This is a genomic window from Janthinobacterium foliorum (genome assembly GCF_978021625.1).
This window is the reverse complement of record NZ_CDXDQE010000088.1, coordinates 1-316: the sequence shown is the minus strand read 5'-3', so window position 1 is coordinate 316 and position 316 is coordinate 1. Positions and strand designations below refer to the sequence as shown.

At 50.0% G+C, this 316-nt stretch carries 2 tRNA genes; both read right to left on the bottom strand.

From position 1 onward, the window contains the following. Window positions 1–126 precede the first annotated feature (126 nt). Window positions 127–202, bottom strand: a tRNA-Ala gene (locus ACZ92H_RS29625). Between the two features lie 24 nt (window positions 203–226). Continuing rightward, window positions 227–303, bottom strand: a tRNA-Ile gene (locus ACZ92H_RS29620). Window positions 304–316 lie beyond the last annotated feature (13 nt).

Genomic DNA, 316 nt, shown 5'->3' with positions numbered 1-316 from the left:
TTTACGGCAAACCGATCAATAAATAATCTTTACTTCTTCCAGATTGTTAAAGAACGAAACAGCTTTGATCGCTAAAAGATCAAACCTAAACCTAGCGGCTTACGTTTGCACTTTCGAGTAAAACTTTGGTGGAGGATGACGGGATCGAACCGACGACCCCCTGCTTGCAAAGCAGGTGCTCTCCCAGCTGAGCTAATCCCCCGGGAATTTACGACTCGGGTGTTACTGGTAGGGCTGGTTGGACTCGAACCAACGACCCCCGCGTTATCAACACGGTGCTCTAACCAGCTGAGCTACAGCCCCAACGCGGTGCTAC